The 20,117-nt window shown below is 68.8% G+C and carries 14 protein-coding genes and 1 pseudogene; 10 read left to right on the plus strand and 5 right to left on the minus strand.

From position 1 onward, the window contains the following. Positions 1 to 32 precede the first annotated feature (32 nt). The 8 genes from B1790_RS29830 to B1790_RS29865 are packed head-to-tail and all read left to right on the plus strand — an operon-like array spanning position 33 to position 15,648. Positions 33 to 1,439 (plus strand): PLP-dependent aminotransferase family protein, encoded by a 1,407-nt coding sequence (locus B1790_RS29830; protein ID WP_198952155.1) that lies wholly within the window; start codon positions 33 to 35, stop codon positions 1,437 to 1,439. Positions 1,440 to 1,467: 28 nt separating this feature from the next. Continuing rightward, the gene (locus B1790_RS29835; protein ID WP_079926913.1) at positions 1,468 to 1,863 is read left to right on the plus strand and encodes a GtrA family protein; all 396 of its coding nucleotides are present in this window, start codon (positions 1,468 to 1,470) and stop codon (positions 1,861 to 1,863) included. A 19-nt stretch (positions 1,864 to 1,882) separates the two neighbouring features. Next, the gene (locus tag B1790_RS29840; RefSeq protein WP_079926887.1) at positions 1,883 to 3,244 is read left to right on the plus strand and encodes an FAD-binding oxidoreductase; all 1,362 of its coding nucleotides are present in this window, start codon (positions 1,883 to 1,885) and stop codon (positions 3,242 to 3,244) included. After that, positions 3,245 to 4,027 carry a decaprenylphospho-beta-D-erythro-pentofuranosid-2-ulose 2-reductase gene (locus tag B1790_RS29845; RefSeq protein ID WP_079926888.1) on the plus strand — a complete coding sequence of 261 codons (783 nt, stop codon included), beginning with the start codon at positions 3,245 to 3,247 and terminating at the stop codon, positions 4,025 to 4,027. 35 nt (positions 4,028 to 4,062) lie between these two features. Beyond that, a complete protein-coding gene (locus B1790_RS29850) occupies positions 4,063 to 5,886 on the plus strand; it encodes a galactan 5-O-arabinofuranosyltransferase (protein ID WP_079926914.1) in 1,824 nt (607 codons plus the stop codon). Positions 5,887 to 5,892: 6 nt separating this feature from the next. After that, the gene (locus B1790_RS29855) at positions 5,893 to 9,156 is read left to right on the plus strand and encodes an arabinosyltransferase domain-containing protein (RefSeq protein WP_142271573.1); all 3,264 of its coding nucleotides are present in this window, start codon (positions 5,893 to 5,895) and stop codon (positions 9,154 to 9,156) included. A gap of 52 nt (positions 9,157 to 9,208) precedes the next feature. Next, entirely contained in the window at positions 9,209 to 12,466 is a 3,258-nt protein-coding gene (locus B1790_RS29860) for an arabinosyltransferase domain-containing protein (protein ID WP_233165378.1), read from the plus strand. Between the two features lie 20 nt (positions 12,467 to 12,486). Then, positions 12,487 to 15,648: an arabinosyltransferase domain-containing protein gene (locus tag B1790_RS29865; protein ID WP_079926891.1), complete on the plus strand. Its 3,162-nt coding sequence runs from the start codon at positions 12,487 to 12,489 to the stop codon at positions 15,646 to 15,648. Here the strand turns inward: B1790_RS29865 and B1790_RS29870 are convergent. Then, on the minus strand, positions 15,638 to 16,189 hold the full coding sequence (locus tag B1790_RS29870) for a TetR/AcrR family transcriptional regulator (protein WP_079926892.1): 552 nt from the start codon (positions 16,187 to 16,189) through the stop codon (positions 15,638 to 15,640). The genes B1790_RS29865 and B1790_RS29870 overlap by 11 nt on opposite strands. A 97-nt stretch (positions 16,190 to 16,286) precedes the next feature. On the opposite strand from B1790_RS29870, the gene B1790_RS29875 reads away from it, so the two are divergent. Next, positions 16,287 to 17,162 carry an LLM class flavin-dependent oxidoreductase gene (locus B1790_RS29875; RefSeq protein ID WP_079926893.1) on the plus strand — a complete coding sequence of 292 codons (876 nt, stop codon included), beginning with the start codon at positions 16,287 to 16,289 and terminating at the stop codon, positions 17,160 to 17,162. A 3-nt stretch (positions 17,163 to 17,165) separates the two neighbouring features. Here B1790_RS29875 and B1790_RS29880 read toward each other — a convergent pair whose 3' ends face one another. Genes B1790_RS29880 through B1790_RS29890 form a run of 3 tightly spaced genes read right to left on the minus strand, consistent with a single transcriptional unit; the run spans position 17,166 to position 19,040 of the window. Next, entirely contained in the window at positions 17,166 to 18,167 is a 1,002-nt protein-coding gene (locus B1790_RS29880; protein ID WP_079926894.1) for a DUF4331 family protein, read from the minus strand. 16 nt (positions 18,168 to 18,183) lie between these two features. Then, complete coding sequence (locus B1790_RS29885) at positions 18,184 to 18,633, minus strand: RDD family protein (RefSeq protein ID WP_079926895.1); 450 nt, start codon at positions 18,631 to 18,633, stop codon at positions 18,184 to 18,186. Continuing rightward, positions 18,630 to 19,040: a hypothetical protein gene (locus B1790_RS29890; RefSeq protein WP_233165379.1), complete on the minus strand. Its 411-nt coding sequence runs from the start codon at positions 19,038 to 19,040 to the stop codon at positions 18,630 to 18,632. The genes B1790_RS29885 and B1790_RS29890 overlap by 4 nt, the downstream gene beginning before the upstream one ends. Positions 19,041 to 19,062: 22 nt before the next feature. On the opposite strand from B1790_RS29890, the gene B1790_RS29895 reads away from it, so the two are divergent. After that, on the plus strand, positions 19,063 to 19,941 hold the full coding sequence (locus B1790_RS29895) for an MBL fold metallo-hydrolase (protein WP_079926897.1): 879 nt from the start codon (positions 19,063 to 19,065) through the stop codon (positions 19,939 to 19,941). Here B1790_RS29895 and B1790_RS34835 read toward each other — a convergent pair. Then, positions 19,938 to 20,117 (minus strand): annotated as a pseudogene (locus tag B1790_RS34835) (HNH endonuclease); the annotation flags it as partial. The gene B1790_RS29895 and the pseudogene B1790_RS34835 sit on opposite strands and share 4 nt — an antisense overlap.

Here is a 20,117-nt window from a genome sequence, read left to right on the forward strand (position 1 = left end):
CGAAAGAACCACCCACATGGTTCAATTTGCCAGTGACTTCATGGGCCAATTCGGGCACTCGGGACCTACACCTCGACCTCCGTCAGGCCATCGTCCCCGGCGCTCGTGGCGCCAGGGAACTGCTGATCACCGCGTTGCGGGACGCCGTACGGTCCGGCCGACTCGCGTCGGGGACGACGCTGCCGCCGTCGCGCACGCTGGCATCGGATCTCGGACTGGCCCGCAACACCGTCGCCGAGGCCTACGCCGACCTGGTCGCCGAGGGTTGGCTGGCATCACGGCAGGGCGCTGGCACCTGGGTGGTCGACGCGGCGGCCACGCCCCTGCCGACCCGTTCGCGCGGCACACCCGTCGTACCCACGCACAACTTCATGCCCGGCTCGCCCGACGTCAGCGCCTTTCCCCGCGCCGCGTGGCTGGCCTCCACCCGTCGCGCACTGTCTGCAGCACCCCACGAAGCACTGCGAATGGGCGACCCCCGCGGCCGGGTGGAACTGCGAGAAGCCCTCGCGGAGTACCTCGGCCGGGTCCGCGGCGTACGCACCTCACCCGAGTCGATCGTCATCTGCGCGGGCACCCGACACGGCGTCGAGATCCTCGCCAGAACACTCGGCGGACCGATCGCGGTCGAGGCATACGGGCTCTACCTGTTTCGAGAGGCGCTCGCCGGCCTGGGTGTCGCATCGACCCCGATCGGCGTCGACGAGCACGGGGCGGTGGTCGACGACCTGGCCGCAACCGCCGCGTCCGCGGTGCTGTTGACCCCCGCTCACCACTTTCCGCACGGCGGCCCGCTGCATCCGGCCCGACGCAAGGCAGTCGTCGAGTGGGCCGACCGGACCGGTGGCTACCTGTTGGAGGACGACTACGACGGCGAATTTCGCTACGACCGCCAACCCGTCGGGGCCGTCCAGGGACTCGACCCGGATCGCGTCGTCTACCTCGGATCGGCGAGCAAGAGTCTGTCTCCGGCGTTGCGGCTGGGATGGATTGTGCTGCCCGACCGGCTGGTCGACAGGGTGGTGGCCGCCTCGGGCGGTCAACAGTTCTACGTCAACGCCATCACCCAGCTGACGATGGCGGACTTCATCTCAAAGGGCAGCTACGACAAGCACATTCGACGGATGCGGCTGAACTACCGGCACCGCCGCGACCGCCTCGTCGAGGCGCTGCGCCCGTTCGACGTCGGCATCAGCGGACTGTCGGCGGGCCTGCACCTGCTGCTGACCCTGCCCACCGGGACGGAGCCCGAAGTCATCAGACGAGCGGGCGAGGCGGGCATCGCGCTCTCTGGGCTGAGCCTGCTGCGGCACCCGGAGGCAGGCTCGGACGTTCCCGCCCCCGACGGCGTGGTGATCAGCTTCGGCACCCCGGCGGAGAGCGCCTTCGCCGCGGCAGTCGACGCCCTGTGCGGGGTACTGGCCAGCCTCCGTCACTGACTAAGCTGCCCCCGTGGCCGAGCCCCCGATGTCGCCGAATCTGAGCCTGACGACCCAGGCCTGGCGCTTCGTCGTCACCGGCGGGTTGTCGGCCGTCGTCGACTTCGGCTTGTACGTGCTGTTCCTGCACCTGGGCCTCAACGTCAACGTGGCCAAGACGCTCAGTTTCATCGCGGGCACCACCACCGCGTACCTGATCAACCGCCGGTGGACGTTCCAGGCGCCGCCCAGCCGGTCCCGGTTCGTCGCGGTGGTGCTGCTGTACGCCGTCACCTACGCCGTCCAAGTCGGGATCAACTACACCTTCTACACACTGTGGGACGACAAGCCGTGGCGAGTACCGGTGGCGTTCGTCATCGCCCAGGGCACCGCGACGGTGATCAACTTCGTGGTGCAGCGCGCGGTTATCTTCAAGCTGAAGTGAGAGCGGTACCCTCGTCACGATGTTCGAAACGACCACCAAGCAGCTGATGGGCTGGGGGCGCACCGCGCCGACCGTCGCCCGCGTGCTGTCGACCCCAGACCCCGAAGCCATCGTCGAAGCCGTCACCAGTGCCGACGGCCGCGGCATCATCGCGCGCGGGCTGGGACGCTCCTACGGCGACAACGCCCAGAACGGCGGCGGCCTCGTCGTCGACGTGTCCGCGTTGCACCAGATCCACTCGATGGACCGCGACACCCACCTCGTCGACGTGGACGGCGGGGTGAACCTCGACCAGCTGATGCGTGCGGCGCTCCCGCTGGGGCTGTGGGTACCGGTGCTGCCCGGCACCCGTCAGGTCACCGTCGGCGGTGCGATCGCCTGCGACATCCACGGCAAGAACCACCACAGCGCGGGCAGCTTCGGCAACCACGTCCGCTCGATGGACCTGCTGACCGCCGACGGCCAGGTGCGCCGCCTCACCCCCGATGGCGAGGACGCCGCCCTGTTTTGGGCGACGGTCGGTGGCAACGGCCTGACGGGCATCATCCTGCGGGCCACCATCGCGATGACGCCGACGGAGACCGCCTACTTCATCGCCGACGGCGACGTCACCTCCGGCCTCGACGAGACCATCGCCTTTCACAGCGACGGCAGCGAGTCCAACTACACCTATTCGTCCGGTTGGTTCGACGCCATCAGTGCGCCTCCGAAGCTCGGCCGCGCCGTCATCTCGCGGGGCTCGCTGGCCACCCTGGACCAGCTGCCGGACAAACTGGCCAAGGACCCGCTGAAGTTCGACGCGCCGCAATTCTTCACGGCGCCCGACGTCTTCCCCAACGGCCTGGCCAACAAGTTCACGTTCGGACCGATGACCGAGGTCTGGTACCGGCTTGGCAAGACCTACCGCGGCAAGACCCAGAATCTGACGCAGTTCTACCACCCACTCGACATGGTCGGCGAGTGGAACCGTGCGTACGGCAAGTCCGGCTTCCTCCAGTACCAGTTCGTGGTGCCGACCGAGGCCGTCGAGGAGTTCAAGCGCATCATCGTCGACGTGCAGCGGTCGGGGCACTACTCGTTCCTCAACGTCTTCAAGCTGTTCGGAGCGGGAAACCAAGCGCCGCTGAGCTTTCCGATTCCCGGCTGGAACGTCTGCGTCGACTTCCCCATCAAGGCCGGACTCAACGAATTCGTCACCGAGCTCGACCGGCGGGTGCTCGAATTCGGCGGCCGCCTCTACACCGCCAAGGACTCGCGGACCACCGCGGAGACCTTCCACGCCATGTATCCGCGAATCGACGAATGGATCGAGGTCCGCCGCAGGGTCGACCCCGCCGGAGTCTTCGCCTCCGACATGGCCCGACGTTTGGAGCTTCTCTAAATGGTGTTTGACGCCGTGGGCAACCCACAGGCCATCCTCGTCCTCGGCGGCACGTCCGAAATCGGGCTGGCCATCGCCGAACGCTTCCTCCGCGACGCCTCGGCACGCGTGATCCTCGCCGACCTGCCCGACCACCCCCGCAAGGCGGACGCCATCGCCGCGATGACCTCGGCGGGAGCCAAGTCGGTCGAGTGGGTCGACTTCGACGGAGTCAACACCGACACACATCCGGCCGTGATCGACCAGGCCTGGGCAGGTGGTGACGTCGACGTGGCCGTCGTGGCGTTCGGCTTGCTCGGCGACGCCGAGGAGCTGTGGCAGAACCAGCGCAAGGCCGTTCAGATCGCCGGAATCAACTACACCGCAGCCGTTTCCGTCGGCGTCCTGCTCGGCGAGAAGATGCGCGCCCAGGGTTCCGGTCGGATCATCGCCATGAGCAGCGCGGCGGGCGAACGGGTGCGACGCTCCAACTTCGTCTACGGCTCCACCAAGGCCGGGCTCGACGGCTTCTACCTCGGACTGGGAGAAGCGCTGCGCGAGTTCGGTGTTCGCGTGCTAGTCATCAGGCCGGGACAGGTTCGCACCAAGACCACCGTCGACTACCTGGCGGCGACCGGCGCGAAGGAAGCCCCGATGACGGTGGACAAGGAGTACGTGGCCGAGCTGGCCGTCACCGCATCCGCGAAGGGCAAGGACCTGGTGTGGGCGCCGGGCGCGTTCCGGTACGTGATGATGGTGCTGCGGCACGTGCCGCGGCCGATCTTCCGCAAGCTGCCGATCTGATCCTCGTGTCTCAGGCGCTGCGGACCGCCGCCCACATGGCGGCCGCCGTCGTCGTGGCGGTCGTCGTCACCGGCATCTCGCTGGTGGCGATCGCGCGGGTCGAATGGCCCGCGTTCAACTCGTCGAACCAGCTGCACGCGCTCACCACCGTCGGCCAATTCGCTTGCCTGGCGGGACTTTTCGCTGCAGGCTGGCTGTGGCGCACCAACCGGCGGCTGATCGCCAGGGCCGTCTCGGTGGTGTTCCTCTCCGCGTTGTCGGCCGTCACGCTGGCGATGCCGTTGGGCGCCACCAAGCTGTACCTCTTCGGCGTCTCCGTCGACCAGCAGTTCCGCACCGAGTACCTGACCCGCTTCGCCGACACCGCCGCGCCGCACGACATGACCTACCTCGGTCTGCCGCCGTACTACCCGAGCGGCTGGTTCTGGCTGGGCGGCAGGCTCGCCGACCTGACCGGCACACCCGCCTGGGAGATGTTCAAGCCGTGGTCGATCGTGTCGATCACCGCAGCGATCGTCGTCGCGCTAGTGCTGTGGACGGCGATGATCCGCTTCGAGCTCGCCCTGGTGGTGTCGACGGCGACCGCCGCGGCCACGCTCGCCTACGCCCCCGCCGAGCCGTACGCCGCGATCATCACGGTGCTGTTGCCGCCGGTGTTCGTGCTGGCGTGGTCGGGGCTGCGGGCCGACCGCGACGGGGGCAACGGCTGGGCGGCCGTCGTCGGCGTCGGCCTCTTCCTCGGATTGGCGGCGCTGTTCTACACGCTTCTCCTCGGGTACGCCGCGTTCACCGTCACGATCATGGCTCTGCTCGCCGCCGTCACCAGGCGCAGCTGGGCACCCGTCCTGCGGGTCGCGGTCATCGCGGTCATCTCCGGTGCGATCGCGCTGATCCACTGGGGGCCGTACTTCCTGGCCGCCTCGAAGGGCGCGCCCGCCGACGCCGGCACCGCCCTGCACTACCTGCCCGCCGACGGCGCCCAGCTGACGTTCCCGATGCTCGACTTCACCCTGCTTGGTGCGCTGTGCATGGTCGGCACGCTGTGGCTGGTGGTCTACGCGCGCAGCTCAACCCGCGCGGGCGCACTCGCCGCCGGCGTCCTCGCCGTCTACGCGTGGTCGCTGTTGTCGATGGTGACCACCCTGCTTGGCACCACGCTGCTGTCCTTCCGGCTGCAACCCACCCTGACGGTGCTGCTGACGGCGGCCGGCACGTTCGGCTTCGTCGAGGCGACGATTGCCATCGCGTCCCGGTACACCCCCCGAACCCGGCAACGGGTCGTCGCCGCAGGCGCGGCCGTCGGCGCGATCGGTGCCATCACGTTCACCCAGGACATCCCCGACGTGCTTCGACCCGACATCGTCGTGGCCTACACCGACACCGACGGCAGCGGTCAACGCGCCGACCGTCGTCCGCCCGGCGCCGAACAGTACTACCGCGCGGTCGACGCAAAGATCGCCGAGGTCACCGGTCGACCCCGGAACGAAACCGTGGTCCTGACCGCCGACTACAGCTTCCTTGCCTACTACCCGTACTACGGGTTTCAGGGCCTGACGTCGCACTACGCCAACCCCCTTGCGCAGTTCAAGGAGCGGTCGACGGCCATCGAGAGTTGGTCGACGATCACCTCGCCCGACCAGTTCGTGACCGCCCTCGACACCCTGCCCTGGCAGGCGCCGACCGTCTTCCTGATGCGGCACGGAGCCAACGACACCTACACGCTGCGACTGGCCAGCGACGTGTACCCGAACCAGCCCAACGTGCGCCGCTACCAGGTGGCACTCGACGCCGCCCTGTTCGACGATCCGCGGTGGGTCGTGTCCGACATCGGACCGTTCGTCCTGGCGATCCGGCGGTAAATGATCATGACCGGTGAGGTCCCCACGAGCGGGGAACTATCATCTAGCCCCGTGACAGGTGCCGGGGCCAACCACAGAACCGCCCGCCTCGTCGCCATCGTCGCCGGTTTGCTGGGGTCACTGCTGGCGATCGCGACGCCGTTCCTGCCGGTCACCCAGACCACCGCCACCATCAACTGGCCGCAAAACGGCGTCATGCAGAGCGTCGACGCTCCGCTGATCGGCTACGTGCCGACCGACATGAACGTGACCATCCCCTGTCGCGCCGTCGCGGGTCTGATGGGCGCCGAGAACGCCAACCGAACCGTGCTGCTGTCCACCGTTCCGAAGCAGGCGCCGAAGGCCGTCGACCGCGGCCTGCTGGTCGAGCGGGTCGGGGGTGACCTGCTGGTCATCGTGCGCAACACCCCCGTGGTCAGCGCGCCGCTGACCGAGGTGCTCAGCCCCGCCTGCCAGCAGCTGACGTTCACCGCGCACGCCGACAAGGTCACCGCCGAGTTCGTCGGACTCGTCGAGGGGCCGGACGCCGACGGCCAGGCCAAGCCCGGTGACCCTCTCCGAGGCGAACGCAGCGGCTACGACTTCCGACCGCAGATAGTCGGCGTCTTCACCGACCTCACCGGGCCTGCCCCGCCCGGCCTGCAGTTCTCGGCCACCGTCGACTCCCGTTACAGCACCTCCCCCACGCTGCTCAAGATGCTGGCCATGATCGTGGGCATCGCGATGACGGTGATCTCGCTCGGTGCCCTGCACGTCCTCGACACCGCCGACGGTGTGCGGCACCGCAGGCTCCTCCCGCCCCGCTGGTGGTCCCTGACCCCGCTGGACGGCCTCGTCACCGCGGTCCTGCTCTGGTGGCACTTCGTCGGCGCGAACACCTCCGACGACGGCTACATCCTGACGATGGCGCGGGTGTCGGAGAACGCCGGCTACATGGCCAACTACTACCGCTGGTTCGGCACGCCGGAAGCGCCGTTCGGGTGGTACTACGACCTGCTCGCATTGTGGGCGCACGTCAGCACAGCCAGCGTGTGGGTGCGACTGCCCACGCTGCTGATGGCCCTGGCGTGCTGGTGGGTGATCAGCCGCGAGGTCATCCCGCGCCTCGGTCACGCCGTCAAGACCAGCCGCGCGGCTGCGTGGACCGCGGCCGGAATGTTTCTGGCGTTCTGGTTGCCGCTCAACAACGGCCTGCGGCCGGAACCGATCATCGCCCTGGGAATCCTTCTCACCTGGTGTTCGGTGGAACGTGGCGTCGCCACCAGCAGGCTCCTCCCGGTCGCGATCGCCATCATCATCGGTGCACTCACCCTGTTCTCCGGGCCCACCGGCATCGCAGCGGTCGGCGCACTACTGGTGGCAATCGGACCCCTGAAGACCATCGTGGCCGCTCATGTTTCGCGGTTCGGTTACTGGGCGCTGCTGGCGCCGATCGCCGCGGCGGGCACCGTCACCATCTTCCTGATCTTCCGCGACCAGACCATGGCCGCCGAACTCCAGGCCAGCGCATTCAAGTCCGACGTCGGCCCGAGCCTCGCCTGGTTCGACGAGCACATCCGGTACGAACGCCTGTTCATGGCCAGCCCCGACGGTTCGGTGGCCCGCCGATTCGCCGTCCTCGCGCTGCTGCTCGCACTGGCCGTGTCGGTCGCAATGTCGTTGCGCAAGGGCCGAATTCCCGGTACCGCCGCGGGACCGGCCAGACGCATCATCGGCATCACGATCATCTCGTTCCTCATGATGATGTTCACGCCGACGAAGTGGACCCACCACTTCGGCGTCTTCGCCGGGCTTGCCGGGTCACTCGGGGCGCTGGCGGCCGTCGCGGTCGCCGCCACGGCGATGAGGTCCCGCCGCAACCGCACCATCTTCGCCGCCATAGTCCTGTTCATGACGGCGTTTTCGTTCGCCAGCGTCAACGGCTGGTGGTACGTGTCGAACTTCGGCGTGCCGTGGTCGAATCAGTTCCCGCAGTACAAGTTCGGCTTCACCACCATCCTGCTGGGCCTCTCCGTCGTCGCACTGCTGGTGGCGGCGTGGCTGCACTTCACCGGCCGCGACTCGTCGCCACCGAGCAAGCCACGGCGCTGGTCAGGGGTGGCCGGGGTGCCGCTGACCATCGTGGTGTGGGCGCTGGTGGTCTTCGAGGTGATGTCGCTGACCGTCGCGATGGTCGAGCAGTACCCCGCCTGGTCCGTCGGCCGGTCCAACCTCGAGGCTCTGACGGGCAAGACCTGCGGGCTGGCCACCGACGTCTTGGTCGAGCAGGACCCCAACGCGGGCATGCTGACGCCGGTCAGCTCGCCGGTGGGCGTCGCCCTTGGCCCGTCGTCACAAGGCTTCGGCCCCAACGGAATTCCGGCGGACCTCTCGGCCGACCCCGTCACCGAACCAGAGGGCAGCAACAACTTCGCCGACTCCGACGGATCGAGTGCCAGCGGCAGCGAGCCGGGCACCGAGGGCGGCACGACGACCGCCGGGGGCGTCAACGGCTCGCGGGCGCGACTCCCCTACAACCTCAACCCCGCCACCACGCCGGTGATGGGCAGCTGGCGCTCGGGCACGCAGCAACCGGCCCAGCTGCGGTCGGCCTGGTACCGCTTGCCGCCGCGCGATCAGGCGGGCCCGCTACTGGTCGTCGCGGCCGCCGGACGGTTCGACCCGGGCGAGGTGACGATCCAATGGGCGACCGACGAGCAGGCGGCCAGCGGACAGCCCGGCGGCAGCGTCGGCTTCGGCGACGTCGGCGCGGTCCCTGCGTGGCGCAACCTTCGCGTCCCCCTGAGCGCGATCCCGTCGCAGGCCACCCAGGTCCGGCTCGTCGCCTCCGACCAGGACCTCGCACCCCAGCACTGGATCGCGGTGACCCCGCCGCGGATCCCGCTGCTGAAGACGCTCCAGGAGGTCGTCGGGTCCACCGACCCCGTGCTCCTCGACTGGCTGGTCGGGCTGGCGTTTCCGTGCCAGCGGCCGTTCGGACACCGGAACGGCGTCACCGAGGTGCCCAAGTGGCGCATCCTGCCGGACCGCTTCGGCGCCGAATCGAACTCCCCCGTCATGGACTACCTCGGCGGCGGCCCGCTGGGCATCACCGAACTCCTGCTCCGAGCCGCACCCGTTCCGACGTATCTGAAGGACGACTGGTTCCGCGACTGGGGCTCCCTGCAGAAGTTGACCCCGTGGTACCCCAACGCCCAGCCCGCGCGGCTGGACCTCGGCACCGCCACACGCAGCGGATTGTGGAGCCCCGGGCCGCTTCGTTTGAGCTGAGGCCCGCATGGCGACGCAGCGCACACGAGTGCGTCGCCTAGCATCGAACCTCGTGCCCGCCAGGACCCTACGACTCGTCGCGATCATCGCGGGGGCCCTGGGACTCCTGCTGTGCGCGCTTACTCCTCTCCTTCCCGTCAAGCAGACGACGGCCGCGATCCTGTGGCCGCAAGGCGTCGGAGCCGACGGTCTGATCACCGACGTCACCGCTCCGCTGGTCTCCGGCGCGCCGCTGGCGCTCGACGCCACCATCCCCTGCCAGGCGATTTCCACGTTGCCCGCCGCGGGCGGCGTCGTCCTGTCGACCATCCCCGACGGTGGCATCGACGCCGGCCGCAACGGTCTGTTCGTCAGGGCCACCATCGACAGCGTCATCGTCGCGTTCCGTGACTCGGTGGCCGCCGTCGCGCCACGGCAGGCCGTCGCCTCCGGCGCCTGCAGTTCACTGCACGTGTGGGCGAACGTCGGCGGCGTCGGCGCGGACTTCGTCGGCATCCCCGGCGCCACCGGCACCCTCGCACCGGAGAAGAAGCCTCAGGTGGCCGGCGTCTTCACCGACCTGAAGGCCGCTCCCCAGCCAGGCCTCGCCGCCCGCGTCGACGTCGACACCCGCTTCATCACCTCGCCGACCGCCCTGAAGACCGCCCTGATGGTCCTCGGCGTGCTGGCCACCATCGCGTCGATCGTGGCGCTGGCCCTGCTGGAACGTGGGCGTCGCGCCACGGGCGCCTGGCGCCGGTTCTGGCGCGCAGGCGTTGCCACCTGGCTCGCCGACGCTGCGGTCGTCGGCACCCTGCTGCTCTGGCACGTCGTCGGGGCGATCTCGTCGGACGACGGCTACAACCTGACCATGGCGCGGGTGTCCGGCGACGCCGGCTACGTCGCCAACTACTACCGCTACTTCGGCGCGACGGAAGCGCCCTTCGACTGGTACCAATCCGTGCTCGCGCACCTGGCCTCCGTCAGTACCGCGGGGGTGTGGATGCGACTGCCGGCCACCCTGGCCGCACTCGCCACCTGGATGCTGTTGAGCCGCTGGGTGCTGCCGCGGCTCGGCAAGCGACTGGCCGACAACCGAGTGGCCGTCTGGACCGGCGCCGCGGTGTTCCTCGCCGCGTGGCTGCCGTTCAACAACGGCCTGCGACCCGAACCTTTGATCGCCTTCGGCGCGCTGTTGACGTGGGTCCTCGTCGAATACGCAATCGGCGCCCGCCGGTCCTGGCCCGCGGCAGTCGCGATCGTCGTCGCGATGTTCAGCGTCACGCTCGCCCCGCAGGGCCTTATCGCGATCGCCCCGCTGCTGGTCGGCGCCCGCGCCATCGCCAGGAACGTCCGCGCCAGGCGCACCGGAGTGCTCGCCCCGATCGCCGCCTTCGCCGCGTCCCTTTCGGTGGTCTTCGTCATCGTCTTCCGCGACCAGACGCTGGCGACCGTCGCGGAGTCCGCCAGGATCAAGTACACCGTCGGCCCGACCATCTCCTGGTACCAGGAGTTCCTTCGCTATTACTTCCTCACCGTCGAGGACAGCGTCGACGGCTCGCTGACCCGCCGCTTCTCGGTGCTGATCCTGCTGCTGTGCCTCTTCGGCCTGCTGGCGGTCATCCTTCGCCGCGGCAGCCTGCCCGGCATGGCGACCCCGCCGGTCTGGCGGCTGCTTGGCACCACCGCGGTAGGCCTGCTGCTGCTGACGTTCACCCCGACGAAGTGGGCCGTCCAGTTCGGCGCGTTCGCCGGGCTGGCAGGCGCGTTGGGCGCCGTCACCGCCTTCACCTTCTCCCGCGTCGGGCTGCACAGCCGCCGAAACCTCGCGCTCTACGTCACGGCCCTGCTCTTCGTCCTGGCCTGGGCCACCTCGGGCATCAACGGCTGGTTCTACGTCGGCAACTACGGCGTCCCCTGGTTCGACAAGCAGCCGGTGATCGCGGGTTCGCCGGTGACATCGATGTTCCTCGGGTTGGCCATCCTCACCGGCCTGCTGGCCGGCTGGCTGCACTTCCGGATGGACTACACCGGGCACGTCGAGGTCGAGAACACCCGACGCAACCGGGTACTGGCCTCCACCCCGCTGCTGGTGGTCGCGACCCTGATGGTGCTGCTCGAGGTCGGCTCGATGGTGAAGGGCGCCGCGGCCCGCTACCCGAACTACACGACCGCCAAGGCCGACGTCGACGCATTGGCCTCGGGCCTCAGCGCGACCAGCTGCGCGATGGCCGACGCCGTCCTGGTCGAGACCGACCCCAATGCCGGTCTGCTGCAACCTGTTTCGGGTCAGCAGTTCGGCCCAGACGGCCCACTCGGCGGCACCGACCCTCAGGGCTTCACGCCCAACGGCGTCAGCGACAGCCTGCTGCCACCCGAGCCCGTCACCGCCAACCCCGGCACCGTCAACTCCCCAGGCTCACCCGACAAGCCGAACGTCGGCATCGGATTCTCCGCGGGCACCGGCGGCGGGTACGGCCCAGAGGGCGTCAACGGCTCGCGGGGGTTCCTGCCCTTCGGGCTCGACCCCGCGCGCACCCCCGTGATGGGCAGCTACGACGAGAACACCGCCGCCGCCAAGGCGACGTCGGCCTGGTACGAGCTTCCGCCCCGCACGCCCGACCGGCCGCTGGTCACCGTCGCCGCCGCAGGCGCGATCTGGTCGGTCGACGAAGAGGGCGACTTCAACTACGGCCAGTCGCTGAAACTCCAATGGGGGGTTCGCAATCCGGACGGCAGCTTCCGCGCGCTCGCCGCGGTCGAGCCGATCGACCCGCTGGTGCCGCAGCGGGCGTGGCGCAACCTGCGCTTCCCGTTGGCGTCGGCGCCACCGGAGGCCAACGTCGCCCGCATCGTCGCCGACGACCCGAACCTGTCCACCGACCAGTGGTTCGCGTTCACCCCCCCGCGCGTCCCGACTTTGGAGTCCGCGCAACAGTTCCTGGGGTCGACGACACCGGTGCTGATGGACATCGCCACCGCCGCGAACTTCCCGTGCCAGCGACCGGCGTCCCAGCACCTCGGCATCGCCGAGCTGCCGGACTACCGGATCCTGCCCAACGCCAAGCAGGTCGTGGTGTCGTCGAACCAGTGGCAGTCGGCCGACGACGGCGGACCCTTCCTCTACATCCAGGCGCTGCTGCGCACGTCGACGGTTCCGACGTACCTCAGCGGTGACTGGTACCGCGACTGGGGAACGATCGAGCGCTACGACCGCATCGTGCCCGCGGAGACCGCTCCCGACGTGACCGTCGACCAGGGCGCCGAAACGGTCCTCGGTTGGACCCGCCGCGGACCCATCCGAGCCCTGCCACTGGAGACGGACAAGTGAGGACTACCCGCTGGGTGGCGATGATCTCGGGGCTGATCGGCTTCGTGCTGTCAGTGCTGACCCCCCTGCTACCGGTGGTGCAGACCACGGCGACGGTGAACTGGCCGCAGGGCGGGCAGGTCGGCAACGTCACCGCGCCGCTCATCACGCTCACACCCGTGACCATGACGGCGACCGTGCCGTGTGACGTGTTGCGCGACATGGCCAATCGCGGCGGTGGCACGGTGCTGGGCACCGCCCCACCCAACACCAAGGACGCCGCGCTCAACTCGCTGTTCGTCAACGTCAGCGGAAAGCTCAACGACCAGCGGGTCACCGTCACCGACCGCAACGTCGTCGTGGCCACGATGCCGATGTACCGGGTCCTCGGTCCCGAATGCACGCGCCTGGAGATCACCTCGTCGGAGGCTGGCACGTTCGCCACGTTCCCGGGGATGAGCGATCCGACCGACCCGCAGAAGGACTTCCGCTCCGGATTCGCCGACCCCAACCTGCGGCCCAACTTCGTCGGCGTCTTCACCGACCTCACCGGACCTGCGCCGCAAGGACTCTCGGTGTCGGCGACGGTCGACACCCGGTTCACCACGAAGCCGACCGCCGTGAAGCTCGCGGCGATGCTGCTCGCCATCGTGGCCACCGTCGTCTCCCTCGTCGCCCTGTGGCGCCTCGATCAGCTCGACGGCCGCCGCATGCAACGCATCATCCCGTCGCGGTGGCGCACCTTCTCGGCGACCGACGTCGCCGTGGTGCTCGGATTCCTGACGTGGCACGTCATCGGCGCCAACTCCTCTGACGACGGCTACATCCTGCAGATGGCGCGCGTCGCCGACCGGGCCGGCTACATGTCCAACTACTTCCGGTGGTTCGGCAGCCCCGAGGACCCCTTCGGGTGGTTCTACAACGTGCTCGCGTTGATGACCCACGTCAGCGACGCCAGCATCTGGATGCGCCTGCCCGACTTGATCTGTGCGCTGCTGTGCTGGCTGCTGCTGTCCCGCGAGGTACTGCCCCGGCTCGGCCCGTCGGTGGCCTCGAGCCGTTCGGCGACGTGGGCCGCGGGACTGGTCCTGATGGCCGCGTGGATGCCGTTCAACAACGGGCTGCGGCCCGAGGGGCAGATCGCCACCGGCGCGCTGATCACCTACGTGCTGATCGAGCGGGCCATCATCTCCGGTCGGCTCACCCCGGCCGCGCTGGCCATCGTCTCGGCCGCGTTCACCCTCGGCATCCAGCCGACCGGCCTGATCGCCGTCGCGGCGCTGTTGGCCGGCGGTCGCCCACTGCTGCGCATCCTGGTGCGACGTCACCGCGTCGTCGGCACGTGGCCGCTGGTGCTGCCGCTGCTGGCGGCGGGCACCGTCATCCTCGCGGTCGTGTTCGCCGACCAGACGTTGGCAACCGTGTTGGAGGCCACCAAGATTCGCACGGCGATCGGCCCCAGCCAGGCGTGGTACACCGAGAACCTGCGCTACTACTACCTGTTCCTGCCGACGGTCGACGGCTCGCTGTCGCGGCGGTTCGGGTTCTTCATCACCGCGCTGAGCCTGTTCGCCTCGCTGTTCATCATGCTGCGTCGCGGCCGGGTCCCCGGCGTCGCCCGCGGTCCGGTGTGGCGCCTCGTCGGCATCATCTTCGGCACCATGTTCTTCCTGATGTTCACGCCCACCAAGTGGGTGCACCACTTCGGCCTGTTCGCCGCGGTCGGTGCGGCCGTGGCCGCCGTCGCGACGGTGCTGGTGTCCCGCGCGGTACTGCGCTCGGCGCGCAACCGGATGGCGTTCACCGCCGCGGTGCTGTTCGTCATCGCACTGACCTTCTCCAGCACCAACGGCTGGTGGTACGTCTCCAGTTACGGCGTGCCGTTCAACAACGCGCTGCCGAAGATCGGCGAGGTGACGGTCAGCTCGATCTTCTTCGCGCTCTTCGGGATCGCCGCGCTGTGGGCCTTCTGGCTGCACCTGGCGCGCGATCGCACCGAGAGCAAGCTGGTGCGGTTGGTGACCGCGGCGCCGATTCCGGTCACCGCGGGCCTCATGGTCGTAGTGTTCGTCGGCTCGATGCTCGTCGGCGTGGTGCGGCAGTACCCGACGTATTCGAATGCGTCCTCGAACCTCAAGGCGCTGACCGGTGGCTGCGGCCTGGCCGACGACGTGCTCGTCGAGCCGGACGCCAACGCCGGTTTCCTGGCGGCCCTGCCGGGCAGTTACGGCCCCCTCGGCCCGCTGGGTGGTGTTGGCGCCGTGGGGTTCACCCCGAATGGCGTGCCCCAGCACATCGTCGCCGAGGCGATCCGCAACGACCTGCCGACCCCTGGCACCGACTACGACTGGGACGCACCGGTCAAGCTGTCGAGCCCAGGGGTGAACGGGTCGACGGTTCCGCTGCCGTACGGCCTGGACCCCCGGCGCGTCCCGCTCGCGGGCACGTACGTCAACGGGCCTGCGCAACAACAGAGTCGACTGACGTCGGCGTGGTACCAGTTGCCCGCCGCAGACGCCGCGCACCCACTGGTCGTGGTCACGGCCGCAGGCAGCATCACCGGCAACAGCATCTTCAACGGTCGCACCGAGGGCCAGCGCGTCGAATTGGAGTACGCCACAACGGGTCCCGACGGCACCCCGCAAGCCGCGGGTCGCGTGACGCCGTACGACATCGGCCCCATCCCGTCGTGGCGCAACCTACGCTTCGACCGCTCACAGATCCCCGCCGACGCCACGTCGGTGCGGATCGTGGCCGAGGACCTGTCCCTGACGCCCGGCGACTGGATCGCCGTCACCCCGCCGCGCGTTCCCGAGCTGAAGACCGTGCAGCAGTACGTTGGTTCGACTCAGCCGGTGCTGTTGGACTGGGCCGTCGGCCTGGCGTTCCCGTGCCAGCAGCCGATGCTGCACGCCAACGGGGTCACCGAGATCCCGAACTTCCGCATCACGCCGGACTACAACGCCAAGCGCAAGGACACCGACACCTGGCAGGACGGCCTCAACGGCGGCCTGCTCGGAATCACCGACCTGCTGTTGCGGCAGAACCTGATGGCGACCTACCTGAACCACGACTGGGGTCGGGACTGGGGCTCGCTGCGCAAGTTCGACACCGTCGTGGAAGCACAGCCGGCTCAGGTCGAGCTGGGCTCCGCGACCCACAGCGGGTTGTATTCGCCGGGCAAGATCCGGATCAAGCCCTAAGGCCTGACACGACGACCCGCACCATGCGGCGGGCGTCGTAGCCCGGATCGCCGTCGGCGCCGATGCAGATGTTGCCGACGCCGCGCATCAGCCACAGGGCGTCGACGTCGGGGATGATCTCGGCGGCCGCGGCGGCGAGTAGCTCGTCACACACCGGGACGAGGCGACTCAGGAAATAAGCGTGCAGGCTCTCGTAGCCCGCGGAGTCCGACTGCCAGGCGTGCGCCAGGCCGTGCTTGGTGACAAGGAAGTCCACGAACAGGTCGATCCACTTCGCAAGGGCGTCGTAGGGAGAGTCGTTCGTGCTCAACAGGGTTGGGCCCGCCTCTGCACAGGCCTCGACCTGATGGCGGTAGACGGCGACGATGAGGTCGGCCCGCGTCGGGAAGTGCCGGTATATGGTGCCGACGCCGACGCCTGCCGCGGCCGCGATGTCACGCACGGGTACGTCGACCCCGGACTCGACGAACGCGGCGGCGGCCGCGGCGAGCAGGGCTTCCTCGTTGCGGCGGGCGTCTGAGCGCTTTCGCGGCGCCGTCATGAACCACTCCTAGCGAAACGGAACACGGTTCCGTATAGTCCGACATCAGGAACGTTGTTCCGTTTCAGCAGTCTATCGGCCTCGAGGAGGCGTTCGCATGACAGAGACATCCCCGGTGCGGTTCGGCATCATGACGGCGCCACAGCAGGTCACGTACGCCGACGTGCTGCGCGTGTGGCAGGAGGCCGACGCACTCCCCGAGCTCGAGCACGCCTGGTTGTTCGACCACCTCATGCCGATCGGCGGCGATCCCGACGGTCCGATCTTCGAGGGGTGGACGCTGCTCTCCGCACTCGCCGGCCAGACGCGCCGACTCCGAGTGGGATTGCTGGTGACCAGCAACCGCTTTCGGCCGCCGGCACTGCTGGCCAAGATCGCCACCACGGTCGACGTCGTCTCCGGAGGGCGCCTCGACTTCGGCATCGGCGCCGGATCGCGACCCAGCCATCCGCTGGCACGACGCGAGTACGAGGCGCACGGGCTGCCCTACGACGACTTCACCGACTCCGTCGACAGCCTCGCCGAAGCGCTGGTGGTGATCAAGAAGTCGTGGACCGAGACCCAGCCCTTCGACTTCACCGGCAACCACGTCACGGTCACGGGCGCGTTCGGCAATCCGAAGCCACTTCAGCGGCCGCATCCACCGATCGTCATCGGTGGGCGCTCCGCCATGCTGCTGCGCGTCGTCGCCGAGCACGCCGACGTCTGGAACATCCCCGGCGGAGACGTCGACGACGCCGTCGAACGCAGTGCCCGGCTGGACCGCTACTGCCAAGAGATTGGGCGCGACCCCGCCGCGATCGTGCGGTCGATGCACGTGCCGGTCTCCTACGACCAGCCCCACGTCACCCGTGCTGCGATCGGCCAGGCCGTCGACGCCGGCTTCGGGCATCTGATCCTCGGGCTGCCGGATCCCTACCCCGCGGGCGTCGCCCGGTGGGTCGTCGACGAGCTCGTCGCGCCTTCGTCCTGAAACTCAGTGCGGCGTACCAAGATACGGGAATGCAGCGAGGGTGTCGGTGTGCGGACTCAGCCCCGTCGGCGGGATGTCACCCTTGGACAGGAAACGTAGTCGGTAGTCGATCACGTCGTCGGTGAACACCCGGCCGTTCGGGTACTTCGCCGGCTTCGACTGGTCGAAGGTCAGCATGTCGGGCAGCGTGCCCTCCTCGTCGATCGCCGCAATGGCCTCCTCGTCGGAGTAGCCGCCGGTGTGACCCATCAGGTGGATGAACTGACCGATCCACCGTTCGCGGTCGTGAACGGGTTCGCTGGCGTTGTACTCCTCCTTGGTGTCGTCGGTGTTGAAGAAGCTGCTCACCGACGGGTGCCCGGCCCGGTCGACGTGCACGAGTTCACCGTTGCGTCGCAGACTGCAGCGGCCCCAGATCCTGATGTCGGGGTCGGCTCCCAGAAGGGCGGTCGGCATCTCGATCGCGATGGAGAACACGTTGGCCGTCGCGTTGGAGTCGACGCCGGTCCACGGTGCGTCGCCAGCGGCGTGCAGGGCGGTGAAGTTTCGTCCGCCCCTGATGTCGAACAGATTCTTGATGCCGTCGTAGTCGAAGAAGAACGCATCGCTTCGGGTGCCCGCGAAGAAGGTGAAGTCATCGGAGGTCGCGATGGTGGGCGTCTTCCCGAACGAGACGTCGACACCCGCAAAGATCTTCTCCCCAACCGCTTCCGGCTCCTCGGCCTCGTCGCCGAAGGCCAGGTAGACGTCGGCCGTCTGACGACCGTCCTGCGGGGTGGAGAACACGTAGCTGAACGCGATGTCGTTGCGAAGATCGCCATCGTTGTCGACCGCCAGGCGGTAGATGGCATCGGGATGCAGGGCGTCGGCGTTCGGGTTGGCGTTGAGGATCAGCACCGTGCGAGCGGGATCCGCCGGGGACTGAAAGGCATACAGATCGCAAAGGTCGAGGCGCTGATCACCAAGGGGCGGCCCAAGGCTCAATCCAGTGAAGTGATTCGACATGTCCCAGATCAAACCCCTAAACGGGCCGCACGTACACCACCCGTGTTCGCAGTACGACGTCCTGCACCGACCGGCGCTGCTTGTCGACGGCGACGAGCGCCAGCCCGATCGGGAACACCACGCACGCGATGGCGCGCAGCACGGCCACCGATGCCGGCACCCGGCTCGACCGTCGGCCCACGACGCGCAGCCCCATCACCACCGCGCCCGCCGTACAGCCCGACGTGACCCAACACCCGGCGAGATACAGCACCGCCACCGTGAAGGTCACCGCCGTCGAGAAGAAGGCGTTGGGCGCCGGGAAGTGAAAGGCCGAGGGCTGCAACACGAATCGTGTCAAGGCCACCCCGAGGTAGAGGATGCCCACGATGGCGCCCGCCACGACCAGGTCGATCAGTGCGGCGACGCCTCGGCTGACGATTCCGGCGACCTCGACGTCGGCGGAAGCGGCTCGCTGCCTTGTCACAGCGGCCCCCGACTGCGCCCGAGCATGCGGTCGACGAAGCCGGACACCGCGTCGTCGGCACGCTGCCCCTGGGTGCGGACGTCGGTCATGACCTCGGCCGTCACCGAGTTCGTCGACTCGCGGATGATGCGCGGCAGGTCGACCCCGTCGATGATCAGGTTCGCCAACCCGATGAGGTCGATGCGGGCGATGATCGCGTCGACGTCGACGTCGGCGGCGATCGCGTCGACGTCCACCCGCTCGCGTACGAGGGCGGTCAGGTCGATCTCGTCGAGGACGAGGCCAACCACCTGAGAGCCCACCGCAGACACCGTCGCCCGTAGCTGCCTGAGCAGCTCTTCCCGGCCGCGCCGCACGTGCTCGCCGACCAACGGCACACCGTCGAAGAGTGCGAGCAGGTCGGGCACCCTCGCATCGTAGTGTCGACGAATGACCGACCGCATGAAGCTGGGAAACGCGACCGTGACGCGCGTCGTGGAGTGGGAGTGCGACATCGGCGCCGGGCTGTTCGGCCAGACGCCGCCGTCCGCGTGGGAGGACGACGCCGACCTCCTCGTCCCCACGTTCTTCGACCCGGCCGCCCGACGGTGGCGGGTCGTCATGCAGAGCTGGGTGGTCGACGTCGACGGGCTGACCGTCGTCGTCGACACGGGCGTTGGCAACGACCGCGACCGCCCGCACATGCCTCCGCTGGCGGGCCTGAGCACCGATTTCCTCGGCGCCTTGGAGCGCGCCGGGGTGGCGGCTGACGAGGTCGACGTGGTGGTCAACACGCATCTGCACACCGACCACGTCGGCTGGAACACCACTCTCGTCGACGGTGGCTGGGTGCCGACATTCCCCAACGCGCGCTACCTGATGCCAGAGGCTGATTACCGATTCCTCGCCCCGGACGGGCCCGGCGCGTCCGACGGTTCACGGATCGTATTCCAGGACAGCATCTTTCCGGTGGCCGACCAGACGGAGCTCTGGAGCGACGGCCTCCAGATCAGCGAGTCACTGCGACTGCGCCCCGCCCCCGGCCACACCCCTGGATCGTCGGTGCTGTGGCTCGACGCGGGTACGCCCGCGGTGTTCGTCGGCGACCTGACCCACTGCCCCATCCAGATCCCCCGACCCGACGACCCCTGCGCGTTCGACGTTGATCCAGCTGCCGCAGCCGCGACACGGAAGCGGGTCTTCACCGAGGCTGCGCGGTCGCGGGCCGCCGTGATTCCCGCGCACTACCCGGGCCACGGCGGTGCGACATTGGTGGCCCGCGGCGACCGGTTCGAGGTCGACGACTGGCTGGAACTGCCGGGGATTTAGGGATACTCGCGCTCACGTTCGCGTTGGATGCGGCGGGTGCGGTCTTGGGCGCGGGTGGTCGTGCGGCGTGGCATGGTCAGTCCGGCGGTGTGCGCCGCAGGCACCCGGCTCGCCTGAACGGTCTTGGTTGGCTTGCTGAGTTCGGGGAACAGCAAGCGGCTGCCCGGGGTGGTGAT

Source organism: Mycobacterium sp. AT1 (assembly GCF_002043095.1).
In the GTDB taxonomy this organism is placed as follows: domain Bacteria; phylum Actinomycetota; class Actinomycetes; order Mycobacteriales; family Mycobacteriaceae; genus Mycobacterium.